Source organism: Streptomyces longispororuber (assembly GCF_024448165.1).
GTDB classification, from domain to species: domain Bacteria; phylum Actinomycetota; class Actinomycetes; order Streptomycetales; family Streptomycetaceae; genus Streptomyces; species Streptomyces longispororuber_A.
In genome coordinates this window covers 1-16,389 of the sequence record NZ_JAMOLN010000115.1, presented here as the reverse complement: position 1 = coordinate 16,389, position 16,389 = coordinate 1, and the positions used below count along the sequence as shown (strand labels likewise).

Below are 16,389 nucleotides of genomic sequence, written 5' to 3'. Positions count from 1 at the left end.
ACGGGCGGTGCGGCTCACGACGGTGGGGTTTACCCCCGGGTCAAGACGCCGGATCGCCGCAATGTCACGGAGGGGGCGTGAGGGCGATCGTGAGCGCATGACTTCGACGATGCGCACGACGGCTCACCCGGGCGGGACCTCATGATGCTGCGGTACGCCCTGCAGACCGTCCGGGACCGCAAGGGCGGTTTCCTGGGCGCCTTCCTCGCCCTCATGTGCGCGGCCGCACTCATCACGGCCTGCGGCACGCTCCTGGAGACCGGGCTGCGCGGCAAGGTCCGCACCGAGCGCTATGCGGCGGCCCCGGTGCTCGTCTCGGCGGACCAGGACGTCCACCGGACCATCGTCAAGCACAAGAAGGGCAAGACGAAGGTCAAGCACAAGGCCAAGCCGCTCGCCGAGCGGGCCTGGCTGACGCAGGACGCCGTACGGACCGTCCGGGCCGTGCCCGGTGTGCGGCGGGCCCTGCCCGAACTCACCTTTCCCGCACAGCCGTTGGCGCCCGGGGCGGCGGACGCCGGGCGGCCCGCCCTCGGGCACGCCTGGGAGTCCGCGGAACTGACGCCCTACCGGCTGGCCGCCGGTACCGCGCCCCGCTCCGCCCACGACATCGTGGTGGACCGGGACCTCGCGGAGCGGGCCCGCCTCGCCCCCGGTGACCGGCTCACCGTGCAGTCCACGCAGGATCCGCGCACCTACCGGGTCTCGGGCGTCGCCGCACCGGACGCGGGCGCGACCGTCACCCATCAGACGTCGCTGTTCTTCTCCGCCGCCGAGGCGGAGCGGCTCGCCGCGCGGCCCGGGCAGGTCACGGCCATCGGTGTCGTGCCCGAACGGGGCCAGGACACCGGCGCGTTGAAGCAGGCGCTCGTGAAGGCGCTCGACGGGACGAAGGCCCGCGTGACCGTGGGGGACGCGCGGGGTCCGGTCGAGTTCCTGGACGCCTCCGCCGCCCGCGTGAAGCTCGTCAGCATGGGCGGCGCCATGGGCGGCACGTCGCTGCTCGTCGCGGTCCTCGTGGTCGTCGGTACCTTCGCCCTGTCGGTGCAGCAGCGGCACCGCGAACTGGCGCTGCTGCGTGCCATCGCCGCGACCCCGCGCCAGATCCGGGGGCTGCTCGGCCGTGAGGCGCTGCTCATCGGCGCCGTGGCGGGGGCCGCGGGTGCACTGGCCGGGCTGCCGCTCGGTGGCGTGCTGTACCGGCGGTTCGTCGAACTCGGCGCCGTGCCGCCCACCTTGGAGCGGACCGTGAGCTTCTTCCCGATGGCCGCCGCCGTCGCCGCGACCCTGCTCGGCGCCTGGGCCGCCGCCCGCCTGGCCGCCCGCCGCATCGCCCGGATCCGGCCCGCCGAGGCCCTCTCCGAAGCGAGCGCGGAGCCACCCCGCCCCGCCGTGGCCCGGATCGTCGCCGGGCTCGTCGCCCTCGCGGGCGGCACCGTGCTCGTCGTGGTCCTCGGCGGGCTGCGCACCGAGGCGGCGTCGACTCCCGTGACCTTCCTGGCCGTGGTCGTTCTCGCCGTCGCCGTCTCCCTGCTCGGACCGCTGCTCGTCCGGGCGACCATGGGCGTCATCGGCCGGCCGATGCGGCTGGCCGGTCCCGGGGCCCGGCTGGCCGTCGCCAACCTGCGGGGCAACGCCGCGCGGATGGCCGCCGCCGTCACCCCGCTCACCCTCCTCGTCGGCATGACCTGCACCGTCCTGTTCGTCCAGCCCACCCTCGGCGACGCCGCCCGCGCCCAGGTGCGCGACGGGGTCCGTGCCGACTGGGTGCTCGCGGCGCAGGGGCCCGGCGTCCCCGAAGGGGCCGTGCGCACGCTGCGTACGGACCGGGGCACCACCGCCACGGAGATCGTCCGCTCCACCGTCCGCGTCGGCCTCGACAAGTTCCCGGCGCAGGGCGTCACGACGGCCGGACTCACCCGCGCCTGGGACCCGGACGTCACCCGGGGCTCACTCGACGGCTTCGGTGCGCGCTCGGTCGCGGTCAGTGAACTGGCCGCCGATCAGCTGCACTTGAGGCCCGGAAGCTCCTTGAAGGTGACGCTCGGGGACGGCACGCCCGTCACACTCGCGGTCGCCGCCGTCTACGCCCGAGGGCTCGGCTTCGGCGATCTGACCGTCGCCCACACCCTGCTCTCCCGCCACGTCGACAATCCGCTCGCCTCCTCCGTGCTCGTCTCCACCGGCCGTACGCACGGACAACTCGCGGCCGCCCTCCGTGAGTTCCCGGGCGTACGGGTCCTCTCGCCGAGCGCGGCCGACGGGCTCCAGGAGGCACGCCGGCAGGCCAACGCCGAGGTCAACCATCTCGCCATGGCGCTCGTCCTCGCCTTCACCGCCATCGCCGTCGTCAACACCCTGGCGATGTCGGTGTCCGAGCGGATCCGCGAGTTCGCGCTGCTCCGCCTCGCCGGGGCGACCCGGCGGCAGGTCCTGCGGATGCTGCGGGTGGAGGCCCTGACCGTCGTCCTCATGGGCGTGGGCCTCGGCAGCGGCATCGCGCTGGCCGTGCTCACCGCCTTCAGCCTCGGGATGACGGGCACGGCGGCCCCGTCGGTCCTGCCGCTGGTCTACGTCGCCGTGGTCGCGGTGGCCGGACTGCTCGCCCTCACCGCGACGTCGCTGCCCGGACGGTTCGCCCTGCGGGCGCGACCGGTCACCCTCGCGACAGCCAAGGAGTAACGGGCGAGGAGCAACGGCTACTTCGCAAGGAAGGAGTAAGGGTTACTTCGCAATGGTGGGCGCCCCTTGCGCAAGGGGCGCCCACCGTCATGCCCGGCCGTCGGCCCTCACGCCTCGGTCACCGGCAGGCCCGCGGCCCGCCACGCCTGGAACCCGCCCACCAGGTCCGTCGCCCGGTGCAGCCCCAATTGCCGCAGGGACGCGGCCGCGAGGCTCGACGCGTAGCCCTCGTTGCAGACGACCACGACGTGGAGGTCGTGGTCCGTGGCCTGCGGGGCGCGGTGGCTGCCCTGCGGGTCGAGGCGCCACTCCAGTTCGTTGCGCTCGACCACCAGGGCGCCGGGGATCAGCCCGTCGCGCTCGCGCAGTGCGGCGTACCGGATGTCGACCAGGAGCGCATCGCCCGAGGTGGCCGCGTCGAAGGCGGCGCGGGGCTCCACGCGGTCGAGCCCGGCGCGCACCCGCTCCAGCAACTCGTCGATCCCGACGCGATCGTGGGTGCTCACTGCCAGTCCTCCGGGCGCTCCACCGACTCGAGACGCAGCACCTGGCCCGTACGGCTGTAGCGGCGGATCTGCGGCAGCGGTGGGTAGTAGGCGTGCACCGAGACGGCGTGCTCGGTGGTGGACTCGTTCAGGACCTCGTGGACGTGGTGGCGGCCGAAGGCGCGGCCCTTGCCCGCCGTCAACTGCCGTTCCCTGTCGACTCCTTCGGAGAGTTCCAGGGTCTGCCAGCCGTCGGTGGGGAGCCGGGCGGCGAGCGAGTTCTCGGTGAGCCCGCCGGACGCGGCGAGGAACGCGCCGACGGACTCGGCGTGATCGTGCCAGCCGGTGCCGGTGCCCGGCGGCCAGCCGATCAGCCAGGCCTCGCTGCCGCCCGGCCCTTCGAGCCGCACCCAGGTGCGGCCCTCGGGGTCGAGCGGCAGGGAGGCGATGAGGTCGCGGTCCGCCGCGGTGCGGCGGACGAAGTCGAGGAGGTCGGCCTGGGTGGGCGTGGTCTGTTCGCCGCTCGTGGTGGCCGGGGACGTACGGGAAGACGTGGGCAGTGACACGGGTGCCGTCCTGGAGTTCGCGAAGGACGCGCGCCACGGATGCCGGGGTCCCGGGGTGCCGGAGGCACCGCACCGGAGGGCGGGCGCGCGGAAGGAGGAAGGAGGATGCGAATTCAGCAGGACGGGCGACACACGCAGCCCGCATAGCGGACGAGGTCCATATGGACCCTCCGCCACAGGCGCACATTGGTGTCGATCGTCGTCACGCTCCGGAGTACACCATGGCGGTGGGTGCCGGTCAACCGACGACCGGCGCACCCACCGCCTCGCTCATCAGGCGCCGGCCGCGCTCTCCACCGGCTCTCCGTCCGGTGCCGGCCCGCCCAGGGCCGTGCGCGCCGCTTCGTAGAGCTCGGCGGGGCGGACCCCGCTCAGTGCCGTCACCAGGTGGCCGTCGGGCCGGATCAGCAGCACCGTGTGCGCGGCGGCCTCCGGGTAGCTCTCCGCGACGAGCAGCTCGGCCTCGTGGGGCAGGGCGGTGACCGCCGCCGCGAGCCGGGGCATCAGGCCCGCCGACACCCAGTGCTTGCGCTCCCACACGCCGGTGCCGGGCGCGACGAGGACGACGAGCAGCTGCCCGAGGCCGAGCCGGTCGCGGAGGCGGGCGAACGAGCCGTCGGGTGCCGTCACCCGCACGTCTGCGATCGGCGCGCCGGGCGCGGTGCCGACCTCCACCTGCGACTCGGTGCGTTCGGGCGCGAGCGGAGAATCGGCGTACGCCCCTGGCGCACCGAGCGGACCGTGCCCCAGGTGACCGTCCGTGAGCAACGCGTCATGGCCGCGCGCCGACCCGGGCACGTAGGACCGCAGTCCTCCGCCGCCGCGCAGTATCGGCAGCGCCTGGTCGGCGGCGCGCAGCCGGCCCGCGACGACCGCGCGGCGCTCGGCCTGATAGCTGTCGAGCAGCGCGCCGGGCACCGGGCGCGGGCCTTCGTGCCAGGCCAGGGCCAGCTTCCAGGCGAGGTTGTCCGCGTCGCGCAGCCCCTCGTCCAGGCCCTGGGTGCCGAGCGCGCCCAGCAGGTGCGCGGCGTCCCCCGCGAGGAAGGCCCGGCCCACGCGCCAGCGGCGGGCGAGCCGGTGGTGGACGGTGTGCACGCCCGTGTCGAGCAGCTCGTACGGCGGGGTGGAGCCTCCGCACCAGCCCGCGAGGGTCTCCCGGATACGCGTCACCAGGACGTCCGGGGTCACCAGGTCGCTGCGGGGCGGCAGCAGCCAGTCCAGGCGCCAGACGCCGTCGGCGAGGGGGCGGCCGACGACCTCCGAGCCCGAGGGACCCGAGGTCCGCCACGGAGGGCTCCGATGGAGCAACGCCTCACCGGGCCACGGAAGTTCCGTGCGCAGTGCGGCCACCGCGTGTCGTTCGACGGCGGTGCGGCCGGGGAAACGGATGTCGAGGAGCTTGCGGACCGTGGAGCGGGGGCCGTCGCAGCCGACCAGGTAACTGCCCCGCCACCAGGTGCCCTTGGGGCCGCGGGTGTGCGCGGTCAGGCCGGTCCGCTCCTCCTCGATGGAGTCCAGGCGGCTGTCGACGGCGACCTTGATCAGGCGTTCGTGCGCGACGGCCGCGCGCAGCGCGCCGGTCAGATCGTGCTGGGCGACGTGCAGCGGGGCGGGCATCGGGGCGCCCGGCTCCCCGAAGGTGAGGGCGCGCATCTCCTGCTTGCGGCGCAGCGAGCGCCAGCCGGTCCAGCGGGTGCCGATGCCGTCGAAGGACGGGCCGGTGAGCCGTTCGACGAGTGCCGCGGTGTCCTCCCGCAGGACGACGGTGCGGGCGGGCCGCTGCTCGTCCTTGCCCGGGCCTTCGTCGAGCACCACGGACGGTACGCCCTGACGCGCGAGGGCGAGGGACAGCGTGAGCCCCACGGGGCCCGCGCCGACGACGATCACCGGATCCACGGCGCAGCTCCTCCTGCCCCGAGAAGCGGCCCGTGAGACGGTGCGGGCGGCGTACTGGACGTGCAAGGACGGGCAGTTGGAGCGGGGTGCGCGTTCACAGAGCGTATGCAACCCATTGCCGGTGCTTGCGTCAAGTGACGGAGGCAGTGGCGATCATGCCACTGCCTCCGTGGTACCTCGACCGGTCGAGTGACCTGTCCGACGATCTGTCAGAACTCGGCGCCTGCCGACTGGCTGCCGGCGACGGCTGCCGCGGGCAGTACCGCGCCCGTCGACTTCTTCGCCCGCCGCAGCCGCTTCTCGAGCCACGAGGCGAACGTGGTGAGCGCGAAGTTGATCGCCACGAAGATGCACGCCACGATCGTGAAGCACGCGATGGTGTTCGCGCCGTAGGCGGCGCTCAGCGGGCGGACGGACGCGAGCAGTTCGGAGAACGTGAGCATGGCGCCGCCCAGCGCGGTGTCCTTCACGATGACGACCAGCTGGCTGACGATGGCCGGCAGCATCGCCGTCACCGATTGCGGGAGCAGGATCGAGCGCATCGTCTGGCCCTTGCGCAGGCCGATGGCGTAGGCCGCCTCGGACTGGCCCTTGGGCAGGGCCAGGATGCCGGCGCGGACGACCTCGGCGAGCACCGAGGCGTTGTACAGCACCAGGCCCGTGACGACGGCGTAGAGCGGACGGTCTTCCGTGGACACGTTCGTGAACTTGGCGTACGCCTCGTTCGCGAAGAGCATCAGCAGGAGGACCGGGATGGCGCGGAAGAATTCGATGACCACGCTGGACGGGAGGCGTACCGACAGGTGGTCGGAGAGGCGCGCGATCCCGAAGAACGCACCGAGCGGCAGCGCGATCACCATGGCGAACGCGGCGGCCTTGAGGGTGTTCTCGAGACCCGGCCAGATGTACGTCGACCAGGCGCGGCTGTCGGTGAAGAACGGCTTCCACTTCACCCAGTCGAGCTGGTTCTTGTCGTCGAGCGCCTTGAACACCCACCAGGCGACGGCGGCGAAGACGACCACGAAGAGCAGCGTGTAGAGCAGGTTGCGCCGCTTGGCCCGGGGGCCGGGCGTGTCGAAGAGGACCGAGGTCATCGCTTCACCGCCAGCTTCTTGCCGACCCAGTTGAGGATCAGACCGGTCGGAAGGGTCAGGACGATGAAGCCGAAGGCGAAGACGGCCGAGATCAGGAGGAGCTGGGCCTCGTTCTCGATCATGCCCTTCATGAGGTACGCGGCCTCGGCCACACCGATCGCCGAGGCGACCGTGGTGTTCTTGGTGAGGGCGATCAGTACGTTCGTCAGGGGGCCCACGACGGAGCGGAAGGCCTGCGGGAGGATCACCAGGCGCAGGGTCTGGGTGAAGCTCAGACCGATCGCACGGGCGGCCTCGGCCTGGCCGAGCGGCACCGTGTTGATGCCGGAGCGCAGTGCCTCGCAGACGAACGCGGACGTGTAGGCGGTCAGCCCGAGCACCGCCAGGCGGAAGTTGATCGCGCTGAAGTCCGTGGCGCCGAGCGTGATGTTCATCGTCTGGTTCAGCCCCAGCGAGGTGAACACGATGATGATGGTCAGCGGAATGTTCCGCACGATGTTGACGTACGCGGTGCCGAAGCCGCGCATCACGGGGACCGGGCCGACTCGCATGCCGGCCAGCAGGGTTCCCCATATGAGGGAGCCGACGGCTGAGAGAGCGGTGAGTTTCACCGTCACCCAGAACGCTCCCAGCAGGTCGTAACCTTCAAGAAAGTCGAACACGATCTCCCGCGCTTCCGCGTGTGTGGAGGGCTGCCAGATGTGAGGAGGGCGCGGCGGTCCACCCTTTCGGACGGACGGCCGCGCCCTGCGTCACCGCGTCACTTGACGATGTTGCCGATCTTCGGCGCGGGCTCGTTCTTGTAGTTCGCCGGGCCGAAGTTGGCCTTCACGGCCTTGTCCCAGGAACCGTCCGAGACCATCTTCTCCAGGGCCGTGTTGATCTTGGCCTTGAGGTCGCTGCCCTTCTTCACGCCGATGCCGTAGTTCTCGTTGGTCATCTTGAAGCCGCCGAGCTTGAACTTGCCCTTGAACTCGGCCTGCGAGGCGTAACCGGCGAGGATCGAGTCATCGGTGGTGAGGGCGTCGATCGCCTTGTTCTCGACACCCGTCAGGCACTCCGAGTAGCCGCCGTACTCCTGGAGCTGCGCCTTGGGGGCCAGCTTGTCCTTGACGTTCTGCGCCGACGTGGAGCCCGTGACCGAACAGAGCTTCTTGTTGTTCAGGTCCTTCGGGTCCTTGATCGAGTTGTCGTTCGCACGGATCAGGACGTCCTGGTGGGCCAGGAGGTAGGGACCGGCGAAGTCGACCTTGGCGGCGCGCTCGTCGTTGATCGAGTACGAGGCGGCGATGAAGTCCACGTCACCGCGCTGCAGCATCGTCTCGCGGTCGGCGCTCTTGGCTTCCTTCCACTCGATGTTGCCCGCGCTGTAGCCGAGCTGCTTGGCGACATACGTGGCGACGTCGACGTCGAAGCCGGTGTACTTGCCGTCCGGCGTCTTCTGGCCGATGCCCGGCTGGTCGAACTTGATACCGATGGTGATCTTCTTGCCGCCCGACGAACCCTTGTCGCCGTCGCTGTCGTCGCCGCCGCAAGCAGTGGCGGTGACGGCGAGGGCGAGGGCGACGGAGGCCGCCGCGGTGACCTTGCGGAGCTTCATGGTGAACATCCTTCGTGTCGGCAGATTCAGCAGGAGGGAAAGGTCAACACACGCGCGCGGGGGGCCGGTCGGCGCCGCGGGCGCGGCGTGTGCCTAGTGGTGCAGGATCTTCGACAGGAAGTCCTTGGCCCGATCGCTGCGCGGGTTGCTGAAGAACTGGTCGGGGACGGCCTCCTCGACGATGCGGCCGTCCGCCATGAAGACGACGCGGTTGGCCGCGGAGCGGGCGAAGCCCATCTCGTGCGTGACCACCACCATCGTCATGCCGTCCCGGGCGAGCTGCTGCATCACCTCGAGGACCTCGTTGATCATCTCCGGGTCGAGCGCGGAGGTCGGCTCGTCGAAGAGCATCACCTTCGGGTCCATCGCCAACGCCCGCGCGATGGCGACGCGTTGCTGCTGACCGCCGGAGAGCTGGGCGGGGTACTTGTCCGCCTGCGTGCCGACGCCGACCCGGTCGAGGAGGGCTCGCGCCTTCTCCTCGGCGGCCTTCTTGTCCGTCTTGCGGACCTTGATCTGGCCCAGCATCACGTTCTCGAGCACCGTCTTGTGCGCGAAGAGGTTGAAGGACTGGAAGACCATGCCCACGTCCGCGCGCAGCCGGGCCAGCTCCTTGCCCTCCTGGGGCAGCGGCTTGCCGTCGATCGTGATCGCGCCGGAATCCACCGTCTCCAGGCGGTTGATCGTGCGGCACAGCGTCGACTTGCCGGAGCCCGACGGGCCGATGACGACGACGACCTCGCCACGGGCGATGGTCAGGTCGATGTCCTGGAGCACGTGCAGGGCGCCGAAGTGCTTGTTCACTTGGCTCAGCGCGACCAGTGCGTCGCCCGCAGGGGGAGTGGCGTCCTTGGTCACCGAAACTTCGGTCATCGGGGTCTTGCTCCATCCTCCTCGGTTGGGAGGACAGTAGTAACCCGGTACGACCAGCGTCATTACATCTGAGGGGAAATTGAGCATAACGATCCGGCCGCAACCGGACACTATGCGTGAAGAGGGCGTGGGTGGTACGTACCGGCTGCATAACGGAACCCGGACGTAACCAGAAGGCTCTTGACGTCGTCCTTATGTATCGGCGTGGATGCCTTGGTGAACTTCAGGGACCGGACCGGGTGAGGGGGCCGAAATGAGACTGCTGCTCGTCGAGGACGACGATCATGTGGCCGCCGCGCTGTCGGCCGTCCTGGCCCGGCACGGCTTCACGGTTCGGCACGCGCGCAGTGGCGAGGAGGCGCTCCAGGCGCTCGTCCCGGAGGCGGACGCCTTCGGGGTCGTGCTGCTCGACCTGGGGCTGCCCGACCAGGACGGCTACGAGGTGTGCGGGAAGATCCGCAAGCGGACGTCGACGCCGGTGATCATGGTGACCGCGCGCGCGGACGTACGGTCCCGCATCCACGGGCTCAACCTCGGCGCGGACGACTACGTGGTGAAGCCGTACGACACCGGCGAGCTGCTGGCCCGCATCCACGCCGTCAGCCGGCGCACCGCCCAGGAGGAGCCCGCCCCCACGAGCGAGCACGAGGTGCAGCTCGGCGGCGTGGTGATCGACCTGCCCACGCGGCAGGTCACGGTGGACGGCGCGGCCGTCCAGCTCACCCGCAAGGAGTTCGACCTGCTGGCCCTCCTCGCGCAGCGGCCGGGTGTCGTCTTCCGGCGGGAGCAGATCATCAGCGAGGTGTGGCGCACCAGTTGGGAGGGGACGGGGCGCACCCTGGAGGTGCACGTGGCGTCCCTGCGTTCCAAGCTGCGGATGCCCGCCCTCATCGAGACCGTGCGCGGCGTCGGGTACCGGCTCGTCGCTCCGGCCGCGTAGCGGAAGCCGTAGGGTCCTCGCGTGCGCGCACGCCTGCTTCCGCTCCTCATCGTCCTCATGGCCGGAGTGCTGCTCGCGCTCGGCTTCCCGCTGGCGGTCAGCGTCGCCTCCGCGCAGCAGCAGAAGGTCGTCGTGGACCGCATCGACGACACCGCCCGGTTCGCCTCGCTCGCGCAGTTCGTGACCACGCGGGCGAGCGAGGACGGGGTGGACGTGACGGACGAGCGGCAGCAGACCCTGCAGAAGGAACTCGCCCGCTACCACGACGTGTACGGCATAAAGGCGGGCGTCTTCTACCGGAACCTCGACCCCATGGGGCGGGCGCCGGGCGACTTCCGGGTGCCGGGTGACGGGCAGCTGCGGTCGGCGTTCGACGAGGCGATGTACTCGCGCGGCAGCCACGATCCGCCGCAGGTGTGGCCGTGGCAGCAGGGCCGTCTCGTGGTCGCCTCGCCGGTGGTCAGGGACGGGGACGTGGTCGCCGTCGTCGTCACCGAGTCGCCGACCGGCGCGATGCGCGCCAAGACGCTGCGCGGCTGGCTGATCATCGCGGCGGGCGAGGCGGCGGCGATGCTGCTGGCGGTGGGCGCCGCGCTGCGCCTGACGGGGTGGGTGCTGCGGCCCGTACGGGTCCTCGACGCGACGACGCACGACATCGCCACGGGGCGGCTCAAGTCGCGCGTCGCTGCGGCCGGCGGCCCGCCGGAACTGCGCCGCCTGGCCCGGTCGTTCAACGAGATGGCCGACAACGTCGAGGACGTCCTGGAGCAGCAGCGCGCCTTCGTCGCCGACGCCTCGCACCAGCTGCGCAATCCGCTGGCCGCCCTGCTGCTGCGCATCGAGGTCCTGTCGTACGAACTGCCGGAGGGGAACGAGGAGATCGCGTCCGTGCGGGCCGAGGGCAAGCGCCTGGCCCGGGTCCTGGACGACCTGCTCGACCTGGCGCTTGCCGAGCACACGGCGGCGGACCTGCGGCTGACCGACATCGGTGAGCTGGCCGCCGAGCGGGTCGAGGCGTGGCGGCTGACCGCCGACGAGAAGGGTGTACGGCTGGTCGCCGACTGTCCCGCGGTGACCGGCTGGGCCGACCCGGTCGCGCTGTCCAGCGCCCTGGACGCGGTGGTGGACAACGCGCTGAAGTTCACGCCCGAGGGGCAGGAGGTCCGCGTCACGGTGCGGGCGAACGGCGGGAGCACGTCCGTCGAGGTCACCGACGGCGGCCCGGGGCTGCGCGCGGAGGAGCTGGCCCGGATCGGCGACCGGTTCTGGCGCAGCGGCCGGCACCAGAACGTCAAGGGGTCAGGACTCGGCCTGTCCATCTCGCGCGCGCTGCTCACGGCGGGCGGCGGCTCCATCGCGTACGCGCACCACGAGCCGCACGGCCTGAAGGTGACGGTCCGGGTGCCGCGCACGGCCCCGGCGCCGACGACGGTTCAGGGTTTGACCGAGCGGTAGTAGCGGCGCGCGCCCTCGTGCAGGGCGAGCGGATCCGTGTAGACGGCGGTCCTCAGGTCGACGAGCTGGGCCGCGTGCACCTCGGTGCCGATGTGGTCGCGGCTGTCGATGACCGTACGGGTCACGGCCTCGGTCAGCGCGGGGTCCGTACGGTCGGTCGTCACCAGCAGGTTCGCCACGGCCAGCGTGCTGACGGCCTTGCCGCGCTGGGCGGCCGGATAGGCGTCGGCGGGCATCACCGCGGCACGGTAGTAGCGCGAGGATTCGCCCAGTCTGTGCAGCTTCTCCACGAGGTCGCCGAGCTCGACGAGCCGGACCGGGAACTCCTTCGACAGCTCGCGGACGTGGTTGGTGGGCAGTCCGCCCGACCAGAAGAACGCGTCGATCTCGCCGGACTTGAGGGCGCGCGGCATGGTGTCTATGCCGATCCCCACGGGCTTGATGTCCGTGTCGAGGTCGAGCCCGGCCGCCTGCAGCACCCGGTCCGCGATCAGCCGCACCCCGGACGCCCTGCCTCCCACGGCCACCCGCTTGCCCCGCAGGTCGGCGACGGTCTTCACGGGTGAGTCCCGCGGCACGACGAGCTGCATGTAGTCGTCGTAGAGCCGGGCGCAGCCGCGCAGCCGCAGGGCGCCGGGGCGGTCCTGGAACTGGTACTTGGCGACCGCGTCGGCCGCCGCGATGGTGAAGTCCGCCTTGCCGGTGGCCACTCGCTCCACGTTGTCCCAGGAGCCCTCGCTGCCGGTGAGCGACACGTCGAGGCCGGGCAGGTCGCGGGCCAGTGCCGTCTTGAGGAGGTTCCCGTACTTCTCGTAGACGCCGGTGCGCGCCCCCGTGCTGAAGGTCACCGAGCCGCTCGGCGACCGCTCGCCGAGCGGCAGCAGCCACCACAGCAGCAGCCCGAACACCACGAGGCCGATCGCCGAGCCGGTGAGGGCGCGACGGCGGGTCGGGCGGAACGTCTGGAAGGGGGCCGGTGGCATGCCGCGATCCTGCCAGCTGGGACCGGCCACTGACCAGGCCCGAAGGCGTCCGGGGGCGGTCACGCCCGGTGACGGCCGCACCCCCTCCGGCCGGGGGCGTCAGCGGCCCACGAGATCCCGCGCGGCCGTCTCCCACCGCTCGTGCGCGAAGGAGAAGCCGGCGTCCAGGAGCCGGCCGGGGACCACCCGGCGGCTCTTGAGGAGCAGCTCCGTGTCCGAGCGCAGCGCGAAGGCGCCGAGCTCCGCCATCGCGCGCGTGGCCGGCAGGCCGACGGGGACGCGCCGGGCCCGGCGCAGGACGCGCATGAAGTCGCGCTGCGGGAGCGGCTGCGGGGCCGCGAGGTTCACCGGTCCCGTCAGGTCCTCGCGCGCGGTCAGGAACTCGACCGCGCGCACGAAGTCCCGGTCGTGGATCCACGACATGTACTGGCGGCCGCCCGCGACCGGTCCGCCGAGGCCGAGGCGGACCATCCGGGACAGCACGTCGAAGACCCCGCCCCGGTCCGGGCTCATGACCATGGCCGCGCGCAGGGCGACCTTGCGGGTGTCCGGGGTGTCGGCCTCCTCCTGCGCCCGCTCCCACTCCCTGGCGATCCGCACGCTGTACGCCCAGTAGGCGGGGACGCCGGGCTCGGTGCCGCCGATGACGCCGCTCGCCTCGTCGTGCGCGGTGTCGTAGGAGTGGGCGTAGATCGTGGCGGTGCTCATCTGCAGCCACAGGGCGGGCGGCCGGGCCGCGCCCGCGATCGCCTCGCCGACGGCGCGGGCTGAGTCGACGCGCGAGTCCATCATCGCCCGGAGGTTCGCGGGGGTGTAGCGGCAGCTGACGCTGCGCCCGGCCAGGTTGACGACGACGTCGCAGCCGTCGAGCTCCTTCGCCCACGGCCCCTGGGTGCGGCCGTCCCACTCCACGTCGCCCGCGCGCGTGGGGCGCCTGCTCAGGACGGTCACCTCGTGCCCCGCCGCCGTCAGCGCGCGGCGCAGCACGCCGCCCACCTGTCCCGTGCCGCCCGGCAGTACGACCTTCATGGCTCCCCCTTCACGGCTCACCCGACGGTGAGTTGAACACGTTCAAAATACCGTGAGGGGGGCCACGCGGGACGGGCGGGTCAGTCCTTGCCCATCTGGTCGTCGGCCGACAGGTGCTCCACGGTCCGGCCGGTCTCCGTGAACGTCCGCGTGACGTGGCCCGAGCTGTAGACCCACAGGATGCGCAGCGGGCCGTCGCCCACGTTGCGGAAGAGGTGCGGGATCGGCGACGGCACGTACGTGGTGTCGTGGCGGGTCAGCCGCGTCACCTCGCCGTCGACCACGACCTCGGCCTCGCCGTCGAGGACGGTGACGTGCTCGTCGCAGTTGTGCGAGTGCAGCGGGGCGCCGGAGCCGACCGGATACACGCTGATGCCGCTGGTGATCCGGTTCTCGCCGCCCGCGGCCGAGGTGGTGATCAGCGGGGTCGTCACGACGGCGCCGCCGCGGTCGAGCAGCGGGACCTCCGCCGCCTTGATGATCGTGGTCATCCGGGTCCTTCCCTGGGTCCGGTGGGATGCGGCCCGGAGCTCTCCACGGGTGCCGCGCCGACCGAGGTTAAGAGCCTTTCCGGCTCGGCGGATGCCGTCCGGCGTGCAGCTTTACCTTGCATTCCCGGAGGGATCGACGGCGGTGGATGCGGGGGTACGGTCGGCCACCGTCGCACGGCGAAACCGGACCGTGCCCGGATGTAAAGGCGGATCCCGGCCATGAGGCTCCCCGTACTCACCGAAGAGGAAATGACCGAGCGCCAGCGGGAGCTGGCCGCGCGGATCGCCGGCAGGCGGGGTGCGGTGCGCGGCCCGTTCCGGGTCTGGCTGCACAGCCCCGAGATGGCCGAACGGGCCGACTCCCTGGGGGCGTTCGCGCGCTTCGACTGCTCGCTGCCGAAGCGGCTGCGGGAACTGGCGCTGCTGCTCGCGGCGCGGCACTGGGACGCCCAGTACTCCTGGAACGCCCATGTGCACCAGGCGGTCGAGGCCGGCGTCCCCGAGCCCGCCGTCCGCGCGATCGCCGAGCGGCGGTACGCCGACGTCGCCTTCGACGACCCCGCCGACCAGGCCTTCTTCCAGTTCGCGCACGAGGTGCTCGACGACCACTTCGTCACCGACGCGACCTTCGCCGCCGCCCTCGGCCACTTCGGCCCGCAGGGACTCGTCGACACGATCGGCGCGCTGGGCAACTTCACCATGCTCGGCATGTGCCTCAACACCTTCCAGGTGGACCTCCAGGCCGACAAGGAACCGCCGTTCCCCGACATCCACGGGTACGGCCGGGTGGCCCGGTCGTGACGGGGCCGGTGCTGCGCGTCCGCGGCGTCACCAAGAGCTTCGGCGGCGCCGCCGCCCTCCGGGACGTCGACCTCGACCTGTACCCCGGCGAGGTGCACGCCCTGATGGGCATGAACGGTGCGGGCAAGTCGACGCTTGTCCAGGTCCTCTCCGGCGTCCACCAGGCCGACCGCGGCACGGTCGAGGTCGACGGGCACGCCCACCCCGGTCTCACCGTGCGCCGCGCCCGCCGTCTCGGCATCGCGTTCGTCCCGCAGCGCCGCGAACTGGCGATGGGCCTCACGGTCGCCGAGAACATCATGCTCGGCGCGCTCCCGGTGAGCCGCGGCGTCGTCGACTGGCGGGCCGTCCACGCCCGGGCCCGCACGGCGCTCGCCGACCTCGGCCTCGCCATCGACGTACGCCGCCCCGCGGGCGAACTCACCGTCGCCGAACAGACCATGGTGGAGGTGGCGCGCGAAGTGCGGCGCGGCGGCCGGGTCCTCGTCCTCGACGAGCCGACCGCGTGCCTGAGCGCCGAGGCGGCCGGACAGATCCGGACGCTGGTGCGCAGGCTGCGCGACGAGGGCGTCGCCGTCGTCTACATCTCGCACTACATCGACGAGGTCATGGGCATCGCCGACCGCGTCACCGTGCTGCGCGACGGCGGCGTCGTCCGCAGCGGCCCCGCGGCCGGGTTCGACGCGGCGTCCCTGGTCCGCGACATGGTCGGCCGCGACGTCGTGTCCACCCGGCCCGAACGCCCGGCCCCCAAGGACGAGTTGGGGATGGCGGTACGGGGCCTCGGCCGCGGCCGGGTGATCCGCGACTTCTCCGTGCAGGTGCGCAAGGGCGAGGTCGTGGCGGTCCTCGGGCCCGCCGGGGACGCCCAGTCGGGACTCTTCGACCTCTTGTCGGGGCGGGCCAGGCCGGACACCGGCGCGTTCGAGATCGACGGGCGGACCGTGCCGTTCGGGAAGGTGGCCGCCTCGCTGGCGAGCGGACTGCGCTGCGTCACCGGCGACCGGCGCGCCCTCGGCCTCGTCCCCGAACTCTCCGTCGACGAGAACCTGTTGCTCGCCGGCGACCGCTTCGCCCGCCGCCGCTGGCACCGGGCCGGTGACCTGGCCCGGCGCGCCGAGCCACTGCGCGAGAACTACGGGGTGGTCGCGCTCGCCGGGAACCCGCCGGCCGGCACGCTCTCCGGCGGCAACCAGCAGAAGGTGCTGCTCGCCAAGTGGCTGGAGACCGAACCGGTCGTCGCCTTCCTGGAGGACCCCACCAACGGCGTGGACATCGCGGCGATGGCCGACATCCATGCCCTCGTCGACGCACTCGCCGCGCGCGGCGTCGCCGTACTGCTCGCGTCGTCGTCGGCCGAGGAGGTGCTGCGGCTCGCGGACCGGGTCGTCGTGGTCCGGGCGGGCCGGGTGGTCGCCGAGCGCGACGTGCCGGGTCTGAGCAGGGACGACCTGGTCGCCCTCGCCGTGGGCGGAGCGGCGTCGTGAGGGCGTG

Annotated in this window: 16 protein-coding genes; 5 read left to right on the top strand and 11 right to left on the bottom strand. The window is 72.1% G+C overall.

Going from position 1 to position 16,389, the window contains the following annotated elements; genetic code table 11:
- Positions 1 to 141 precede the first annotated feature (141 nt).
- Complete coding sequence (locus tag M4J07_RS28420) at positions 142 to 2,682, top strand: ABC transporter permease (protein WP_255976200.1); 2,541 nt, start codon at positions 142 to 144, stop codon at positions 2,680 to 2,682.
- Positions 2,683 to 2,789: 107 nt separating this feature from the next.
- Here M4J07_RS28420 and M4J07_RS28415 read toward each other — a convergent pair whose 3' ends face one another.
- The 8 genes from M4J07_RS28415 to M4J07_RS28385 all read right to left on the bottom strand — a co-directional run bounded on the left by M4J07_RS28415 (position 2,790) and on the right by M4J07_RS28385 (position 9,196).
- Positions 2,790 to 3,188, bottom strand: a complete 399-nt coding sequence (locus M4J07_RS28415) for a rhodanese-like domain-containing protein (RefSeq protein WP_255976198.1) — start codon at positions 3,186 to 3,188, stop codon at positions 2,790 to 2,792.
- Positions 3,185 to 3,733 (bottom strand): cysteine dioxygenase, encoded by a 549-nt coding sequence (locus M4J07_RS28410; protein WP_255976196.1) that lies wholly within the window; start codon positions 3,731 to 3,733, stop codon positions 3,185 to 3,187. The genes M4J07_RS28415 and M4J07_RS28410 overlap by 4 nt, the downstream gene beginning before the upstream one ends.
- A gap of 113 nt (positions 3,734 to 3,846) precedes the next feature.
- A complete protein-coding gene (locus tag M4J07_RS48545; RefSeq protein WP_309544753.1) occupies positions 3,847 to 3,918 on the bottom strand; it encodes a putative leader peptide in 72 nt (23 codons plus the stop codon).
- An 88-nt stretch (positions 3,919 to 4,006) separates the two neighbouring features.
- A complete protein-coding gene (locus M4J07_RS28405) occupies positions 4,007 to 5,629 on the bottom strand; it encodes an FAD-dependent monooxygenase (RefSeq protein WP_255976194.1) in 1,623 nt (540 codons plus the stop codon).
- Positions 5,630 to 5,838: 209 nt separating this feature from the next.
- Positions 5,839 to 6,723: an amino acid ABC transporter permease gene (locus M4J07_RS28400; protein WP_255976192.1), complete on the bottom strand. Its 885-nt coding sequence runs from the start codon at positions 6,721 to 6,723 to the stop codon at positions 5,839 to 5,841.
- Positions 6,720 to 7,385, bottom strand: a complete 666-nt coding sequence (locus M4J07_RS28395; RefSeq protein ID WP_255976190.1) for an amino acid ABC transporter permease — start codon at positions 7,383 to 7,385, stop codon at positions 6,720 to 6,722. Before M4J07_RS28395 ends, M4J07_RS28400 begins: the two co-directional genes overlap by 4 nt.
- A 98-nt stretch (positions 7,386 to 7,483) precedes the next feature.
- Positions 7,484 to 8,323, bottom strand: coding sequence for a glutamate ABC transporter substrate-binding protein (locus tag M4J07_RS28390; protein ID WP_255976189.1), 840 nt, complete (start codon positions 8,321 to 8,323; stop codon positions 7,484 to 7,486).
- A 93-nt stretch (positions 8,324 to 8,416) separates the two neighbouring features.
- Positions 8,417 to 9,196 (bottom strand): amino acid ABC transporter ATP-binding protein, encoded by a 780-nt coding sequence (locus M4J07_RS28385; protein WP_255976187.1) that lies wholly within the window; start codon positions 9,194 to 9,196, stop codon positions 8,417 to 8,419.
- Between the two features lie 253 nt (positions 9,197 to 9,449).
- Here M4J07_RS28385 and M4J07_RS28380 point away from each other — a divergent pair, with 253 nt between their 5' ends.
- Both M4J07_RS28380 and M4J07_RS28375 read left to right on the top strand, forming a co-directional pair.
- The gene (locus tag M4J07_RS28380) at positions 9,450 to 10,136 is read left to right on the top strand and encodes a response regulator transcription factor (protein ID WP_255976185.1); all 687 of its coding nucleotides are present in this window, start codon (positions 9,450 to 9,452) and stop codon (positions 10,134 to 10,136) included.
- 21 nt (positions 10,137 to 10,157) lie between these two features.
- Positions 10,158 to 11,591 carry a sensor histidine kinase gene (locus tag M4J07_RS28375; RefSeq protein ID WP_255976183.1) on the top strand — a complete coding sequence of 478 codons (1,434 nt, stop codon included), beginning with the start codon at positions 10,158 to 10,160 and terminating at the stop codon, positions 11,589 to 11,591.
- On the opposite strand, the gene M4J07_RS28370 is transcribed toward M4J07_RS28375, so the two are convergent.
- From M4J07_RS28370 to M4J07_RS28360, 3 genes are all read right to left on the bottom strand, one after another.
- Positions 11,570 to 12,574, bottom strand: a complete 1,005-nt coding sequence (locus tag M4J07_RS28370; protein WP_255976181.1) for a TAXI family TRAP transporter solute-binding subunit — start codon at positions 12,572 to 12,574, stop codon at positions 11,570 to 11,572. The two genes, M4J07_RS28375 and M4J07_RS28370, sit on opposite strands and share 22 nt — an antisense overlap.
- A 99-nt stretch (positions 12,575 to 12,673) precedes the next feature.
- Positions 12,674 to 13,603 (bottom strand): TIGR01777 family oxidoreductase, encoded by a 930-nt coding sequence (locus M4J07_RS28365; RefSeq protein WP_255976179.1) that lies wholly within the window; start codon positions 13,601 to 13,603, stop codon positions 12,674 to 12,676.
- An 80-nt stretch (positions 13,604 to 13,683) separates the two neighbouring features.
- Positions 13,684 to 14,094, bottom strand: coding sequence for a cupin domain-containing protein (locus tag M4J07_RS28360; RefSeq protein ID WP_255976177.1), 411 nt, complete (start codon positions 14,092 to 14,094; stop codon positions 13,684 to 13,686).
- Between the two features lie 219 nt (positions 14,095 to 14,313).
- On the opposite strand from M4J07_RS28360, the gene M4J07_RS28355 reads away from it, so the two are divergent.
- On the top strand, positions 14,314 to 14,895 hold the full coding sequence (locus tag M4J07_RS28355; RefSeq protein WP_255976175.1) for a carboxymuconolactone decarboxylase family protein: 582 nt from the start codon (positions 14,314 to 14,316) through the stop codon (positions 14,893 to 14,895).
- Complete coding sequence (locus M4J07_RS28350) at positions 14,892 to 16,382, top strand: sugar ABC transporter ATP-binding protein (protein WP_255976173.1); 1,491 nt, start codon at positions 14,892 to 14,894, stop codon at positions 16,380 to 16,382. Before M4J07_RS28355 ends, M4J07_RS28350 begins: the two co-directional genes overlap by 4 nt.
- Positions 16,383 to 16,389 lie beyond the last annotated feature (7 nt).